The 6,078-nt window shown below is 55.3% G+C and carries 4 protein-coding genes and 1 pseudogene; 4 read left to right on the top strand and 1 reads right to left on the bottom strand.

Going from position 1 to position 6,078, the window contains the following annotated elements; all coding sequences use genetic code 11:
* The first annotated feature begins 126 nt into the window (after positions 1 to 126).
* From MK745_RS19855 to MK745_RS19850, 3 genes are read left to right on the top strand one after another with little or no spacing between them, the layout of a single operon-like run.
* A complete protein-coding gene (locus MK745_RS19855) occupies positions 127 to 1,035 on the top strand; it encodes an exonuclease SbcCD subunit D (protein ID WP_243614294.1) in 909 nt (302 codons plus the stop codon).
* Positions 1,032 to 4,088 (top strand): AAA family ATPase, encoded by a 3,057-nt coding sequence (locus MK745_RS16295; protein ID WP_243614293.1) that lies wholly within the window; start codon positions 1,032 to 1,034, stop codon positions 4,086 to 4,088. Before MK745_RS19855 ends, MK745_RS16295 begins: the two co-directional genes overlap by 4 nt.
* 14 nt (positions 4,089 to 4,102) lie before the next feature.
* Positions 4,103 to 4,393: an HNH endonuclease domain-containing protein gene (locus MK745_RS19850; RefSeq protein ID WP_347813656.1), complete on the top strand. Its 291-nt coding sequence runs from the start codon at positions 4,103 to 4,105 to the stop codon at positions 4,391 to 4,393.
* Positions 4,394 to 4,549: 156 nt separating this feature from the next.
* Here MK745_RS19850 and MK745_RS16285 read toward each other — a convergent pair whose 3' ends face one another.
* Complete coding sequence (locus MK745_RS16285; RefSeq protein ID WP_243614292.1) at positions 4,550 to 5,254, bottom strand: hypothetical protein; 705 nt, start codon at positions 5,252 to 5,254, stop codon at positions 4,550 to 4,552.
* A 270-nt stretch (positions 5,255 to 5,524) separates the two neighbouring features.
* Here MK745_RS16285 and MK745_RS19905 point away from each other — a divergent pair.
* Positions 5,525 to 6,037, top strand: a pseudogene (locus MK745_RS19905) (IS30 family transposase); the annotation flags it as partial.
* Between the last annotated feature and the right edge of the window lie 41 nt (positions 6,038 to 6,078).

Here is a 6,078-nt window from a genome sequence, read left to right as displayed (position 1 = left end):
TCAATACGAAACGACCCCACAGTGCTCTGGGCTATCGCCCACCGGCCCCCGAAACCATCATCCAGATGGACCAAAGGCCGATCATGCACTAACAATCAAATTGGACCACTCAAGTGGGGCGGATCAGTGATTGCCGGAAACCACGATTCAGGACAGCGGCTTGGAACGGCATCGAAGCTCTTTGACCGGAACCGCATCTTAGTGCGCGGTCCTGTCTCGAGCGATGAGTTGCCACTCGTGCTCGAGGACGGTGCTGGTCCAGTTGCTATCTCTGCGCTTCCATATGCGGAGATTTATGCCGCTCGTCGTGCCTTCGGAGACGAAAGCATCCGCTCGCCAGAAGACGTCTTGCACGCACAGATCGCTGCAGCCAAGGCGCACGTCCCAGAGACCGCCCGCTGGATTGTCGTCGCCCACGCCTTTGTGACGAATTGCCAACCATCCGAAAGCGAACGGACGCTTTCCGTAGGCACAGTCGAAACCGTGCCAAGCTCCATCTTCGACGGCGCGAACTACGTCGCGCTTGGTCATCTGCATCGCCCGCAGATCGCGGGTCGTGACTCGATCCGATACAGCGGATCGCCTTTAGCCTTCGGGTTTGACGAGGCCGGAACCACAAAATCCATGACGATCTTCGATCTCGATCCGGATGGACAGATTGTTGACCTTAGGACTGTCGCCTTCGAACCCCTGCGGCACGTGCGAGAGGTGAAAGGACATCTGGCCGATTTGGTCACCGACGCGGCTAAGCACCCCAGCGACGACTACATCCGTGCAATCTTGCTTGATGAAGGTGCCTTGATCGAGCCGGCCGCTCAACTTCGACCCTACTACCCCAACATCCTGCAGACCCTTCGAGAGAAAGCCCGTGAGCTCGTGATGAGCAGTGCGGGTCGCGCCCAATCCAAGTTGGATGATCCTATCGGCGTGATCGGCGAATTCCTCGAATACGTTCGCGGAGAGGGATCGACGGACCAGGAACTCGAAGTAACCAAGGAAGTGCTGGATCAACCCATTCTGGAGGACACCGAATGAAACCGATCCGTCTGACAATGACCGCGTTCGGGCCTTACGCGGGCACCGAGGTCGTCGACTTTTCAGCTCTCGAAGCGAGTATTTTCGGCATTTATGGGGAAACCGGTGCCGGCAAGACCACGGTGTTTGACGGAATCTCTTTCGCTCTTTTTGGCCAGTCTTCTGGGGCAGAAAGAGCGCCTGAAGATATGGTGTGTCATCATGATCATGCGAAAGATATCACTAAAGTAGAACTGGTCTTTGATCTGGGAGAGGACCGCTACGTCATCCGGCGTATTCCCGTCCAGCAACGCGCTGCGCTTCGCGGTTCCGGCACCACAACGCAGGCACACGAGGCTTATCTCTTCCGGGCGACGGGAATGAAACTCGAGGAAATCTCCGAGGACAATCCAGGTGAAGTACTTGCGGAAAAGAAAGTCGGCCTTGTTGACGCACGGGTCGAAGAGCTTCTCGGATACAACGCGAAACAGTTTCGGCAGATCATCTTGCTGCCGCAAGGGGATTTCCGTCGCATCCTGACTGCCAGTTCAGACGAGCGCTCACCAATCCTGAAACAGCTCTTTGATGTCGGGCTTTACGAGACATTCGCCGCCCAGATTAAGGCCAGGGCAGCCACGCTTTATCGTCAGATCAGCGACGAAAAAATCCGACGCTCAACTCTTCTTGACGATCAGAGCGAAGACCAGCTCTCGCAAGCGATCCAATCAATGATCGATGAGATCGCCGTGCTCGATACGACCATCGAAACTGAAACAAGGGTACTTGAGAAACGTCAAAAAGGCTTGTCTGCGGGCGAGGGACTTGCCGAGAAATTCAAAGCCCTTGCAACCGCACGAGAGGAAGACTTGGAGTTGCAGGCAGAATGCAAAACGATCGATGCCGTGCGCATCCGGCTAAAGCAGGCGCGTGCCGCCCAACACGTTCTAGTTTCCGAGGCGGCACTGCAGACTACCCGCGACGAAAGCGCCACAGCGGCGGCCCGCGAACACGAAGCAAGAGACAACCTAAAGAGCGCAACCGATGCCATCACGCGGGCACGGGAAACGCTGTCGCGTACCCATATGCAGAAAGAGGAGCGGGAAGACGCACAGGCCAGGGTGTCAGAACTTCAACGTCAGCAGGTGACACTCGATCAATCCAAAGCACTGCTGGAAGAGTTGAATGCTGCGAAATTGACCTCACAAACGGCTGAGGAAGCCAAAGCCGCCGCCGACCAGAAGAACGTAGAAGCCCAACAAGCATTGTCGGCCCTGCGCGACCTGCAAAAGCAGCACCCCCAACACGTACGCGCGCTTCAGGAAGCAACAACCGCAATGAGCGCGCTTGACGCAGAGTCGCAAGCCCTGGATCAGTTTGAGACTGCCGTTCTCAAGCGGGACCGTCAGTCAAAGGAGGTGGATCGCCTCTCGATCCAGCATGACGAGGCGCTTAAACAACTTGAGGCAGCCAAAGCGGCCTTTGAGCATGCGGAACAGGACTTAACCGAAATTCAGGCGCTTCACATCGCCCGAAAACTGAAGCCAGGCGAGCCCTGCCCAGCCTGCGGAGCCCTAAACCACCCCGATCCCGCCAGCGGGGATCCGGAGCGTCGTGGTCGGCATGATGAATTCGAGCGAGCAGGTAAGATACTGCGCTCCGCCGAGAACGACGAGCTTGAAGCCAGAACCACGTTGGCGGCGGCGAAAGCTACGCTTGTCGAGCGGCAAAATGAGGTGGATGCGCTTGAACGCCCCAAGAGAGATCGCGTGGCACTGGCCCCGATCCTCTTGGCGGCACGCGAGGAGAAAACTGCGCTCGAAGCTGATAACAGATTTGCGGATCTCGAGGGTGAGATTTCTTCCGCCGAAGCTTTCGCCAGCAATGCAGCCCAAGCACTAGAAAACGCAAAGTCGGCCGTATCGGATGCCAAAGGTGTCGAGGTCCGGGCACAGACCGCCTATGACACGACGCTCAAAGGCGTACCCGATGAGCTGCGCCCCGTGAACGCGCTTTCTGAAGCGCTCTCGGCAGCTATTGCAAAGCACGACCAACTGGCCGCCGATCATGAAGCTGCCGTTGCCGACGAAAAGGATGCGGCCGTTGTCTTCAGCGCAGCCGAGGAAGCCGCAAAGATCGCGCAGAACGGTGTCGCAAAAACATCCGAGGGCTTGAAGAAAGCACAAGGTGAATTCTTCGGCCAACTCGAAAAAGTCGGGCTGAACGAGGAGGCTTTCCAGGCAGCAAAAGACGATGTTGCCCAGTACTCCGTTCTAGAGGCACAGATAAGCGACTACGAAAATCGTGTTGCAGCAATTACCGCACGGCTTCGTGGATTGACGGAAGACATCGGGGATCAGCCCACTCCTGATCTCGCCTTGCTGACCAAGGCTCGAAATGAAGCGCGGGCAGCGTTGGAACAGAGCCGGGATGCCCAGTCTCGCCTGAAAAACGAACTCGACGGACGGCAACAGGTGCTAGGTCAAGTTCAGCGCCTGACCACGCAAATCAACGACCTTGAGAAAGAGTATGGACCCGTTGGTGGGCTTTCGGACCTGGTCAACGGAAATAACGACCGGAAAGTACGTCTCCCGGATTTTGCCATCGCTGCAATGTTTGACGAAGTGCTTTTGGCTGCCAATCACCGTCTCGGGCCAATGACTGATGGGCGATATCAATTGATGCGACCCGAAGTCACCGGTGGCGGCCGCCAAAAACAAGGGTTGGAAATCTCTGTTTTCGACGGGAACACCGAAAAATCGAGACCCACAAAGACCCTATCGGGAGGGGAGGGGTTCCAGGCATCGCTCGCACTTGCCCTTGGACTTTCAGACGTTGTTCAGCGCAACAGCGGTGGCATCAAGCTAGATGCGATTTTCATCGACGAGGGCTTCGGAACACTCGACGAGGACACGCTGAATACCGCTCTTGAGACGCTTTATGACCTCACCAACCACATGCGTTCGGTCGGTTTGATCTCTCACACCGAACAGGTGAAGACCATGATCACCGAAGGCTTCGATATCGAGATCACGCCGACCGGCTCCCACATTCACCCACGAAGAAACGCTGCCTAACGAAAGGAAAACGAATGCCCTATTTAACCAACTGGAAAGCTCAGCACGCATGGGCCAAGGCGCCCCGCGTCAAGGGAAAAAACCCAAATCTCTATCGTAGGGATAGCCAGGGTAACGTAATCTACAAACCGGCCTATGGCAGAAACAGCCCCATGGGTTGGCAGGTCGACCACATCTGGCCGAAGTCCAAGGGCGGAACCAATGCGCGCAGAAACCTCCAGGCGCTACAAACTCGTGCCAACCAGCGAAAGTCTAACAAGACAACTACACGCACAAAGTCACCCTATCGGAAACGTAGTTGGTAAGCCCACGGAAACTGGCGAAGGCTAACCCGGCACCGGAACAAACGCGAAAAGCTTGATCAGAAATTTAGCCATTTTGGGCTGGGATTGTTGCACCCCATAACCAAGGTGAAATTCCGGATTGTCCGGCCCGCAATCTGCACGCCCACTGGTCACTAGCTATTGTGGCGTCTTGCAAAAAGCAACGAAGCGATGGCCGGCATCCGTTAATCGGTCGCCAAGAAGGTCTAATCCCTGCGACGCTGTCATTGTGTTGAACATTGATTTGTCCGTGTTGAGGAAACCAAATTGGTAAAGGTCTCCGAATGCACTCTTGATTGCCTCAAGATCCACCCCTGGGATCGCAACCGGCATGAAGTTAGGAAACCCGCCACGGATTCGTTCTTCTGGTATTTGATGGCTTTGCAAATATGACTTCGGATCGGATAGAAAGGACAAAATGCGCAAATGCAGTGCCGACAGCCTTTCAACCACGTTGAGGTAATACTCCCCTTCATCCGCTGCGACGCCGGATCCAACCGCTGAATTCATAAGAATGCCTCGAAAGGCCGTTAGCTTCTCTGATTGGTAATGTTCTGCCGCTCCGCGTAAGCACCTTTCCAGAACGAAAGCAAACTCGTCCGTCTGAATCAATTCTTCGTCGATGCGATCTTGAAGAGACTTCAAGTCAGCCGCGATTTCTCGGACGAATTTTTCCAGTCGCTTTTCCTTCATTGACGGGATGTAATCTGTCATCAGGGAGGCGATGCCACCGCCGAACGGTGCGGTTGAAAGTGCAGCCTTGATGATGTTCAGGATGTGATCCCTAGGTCTCTTGTGGTTTTCAAGTCTTTGGGGTGGCGAGTGCTGCTCTTTGTCGCTCATTTGCCTTCCATCCTGTTGGCTTCTTCAAGTAACCTAAACCAGAGCGCTGCACCTACGGAACTCACTTTCTACAGCGCGACCAAAGATGCGCGAACAAGGGTTTCGATGGAACTGCGCCGCAGCATTCGTATAAGAATTGGATGGCTGCAAAGGGTCGAAAGCCAAATACTTAACATAATAAACCTTATCAGCCCAGTTGGAGTGTAGGGGCACATTCTAAACTGGCTTGCGACAAATCCCCTATCTTGCTGACAAGCAAGGAGAACGGACATGGCCCACACAGAACTGGATTTGCGTGAGCGGCGCGCAATCGAGGATATGTTGAATGCAAAGATCCCGGTGAGCAAGATCGCGGCAGTGATCGGCAGACATCGCTCGACTGTCTATCGCGAGATCAAGCGCAACGGATTCCAAGACGAAGAGCTGTCGTATCTGAATGGGTACTACGGCGTAAATGCACAGCGGACGGCAGATACCAGGCGTGCGCGACGGCGGAAGCTGATCCGCTTGAAGGGTTTGCGCGCGCATGTGATTGACCGCCTGAAGACAGGATGGACACCGGAACAGATTGCGGGCCGACTTGGATATGATGCGTAGCCGATTCGGGTGAGCCATGAAACCATCTACGCCTATGTCTACAGCCGCGAAGGTCAATCCGAGCGGCTGGCGCGCCATCTGCCCAGCCGTCGAAAGAAACGACGGCCGCGCTATGCCAGACGCCCCAGAGGCCAGATGTTTCCACCAGATCGGTCCATTCATCAGCGGCCCGAGATCATGAACACCGACAGTCATACGATTGGTGCCAGTTCTCGGGCGGTTTGACT

The sequence above is a fragment of the Shimia aestuarii genome (genome assembly GCF_022814865.1).
Classification (GTDB): domain Bacteria; phylum Pseudomonadota; class Alphaproteobacteria; order Rhodobacterales; family Rhodobacteraceae; genus Shimia; species Shimia aestuarii_A.
The sequence above is the reverse complement of the archived record's forward strand: the minus strand, read 5'-3'. Positions and strand labels throughout refer to the sequence as shown.

Coding starts and splice junctions, on each gene's coding strand:
- MK745_RS16295 (WP_243614293.1), top strand. CDS start 1,032: ATGAAACCGATCCGTCTGACAATGACCGCGTTCGGGCCTTACGCGGGC.
- MK745_RS19850 (WP_347813656.1), top strand. CDS start 4,103: ATGCCCTATTTAACCAACTGGAAAGCTCAGCACGCATGGGCCAAGGCG.
- MK745_RS16285 (WP_243614292.1), bottom strand. CDS start 5,254: ATGAGCGACAAAGAGCAGCACTCGCCACCCCAAAGACTTGAAAACCAC.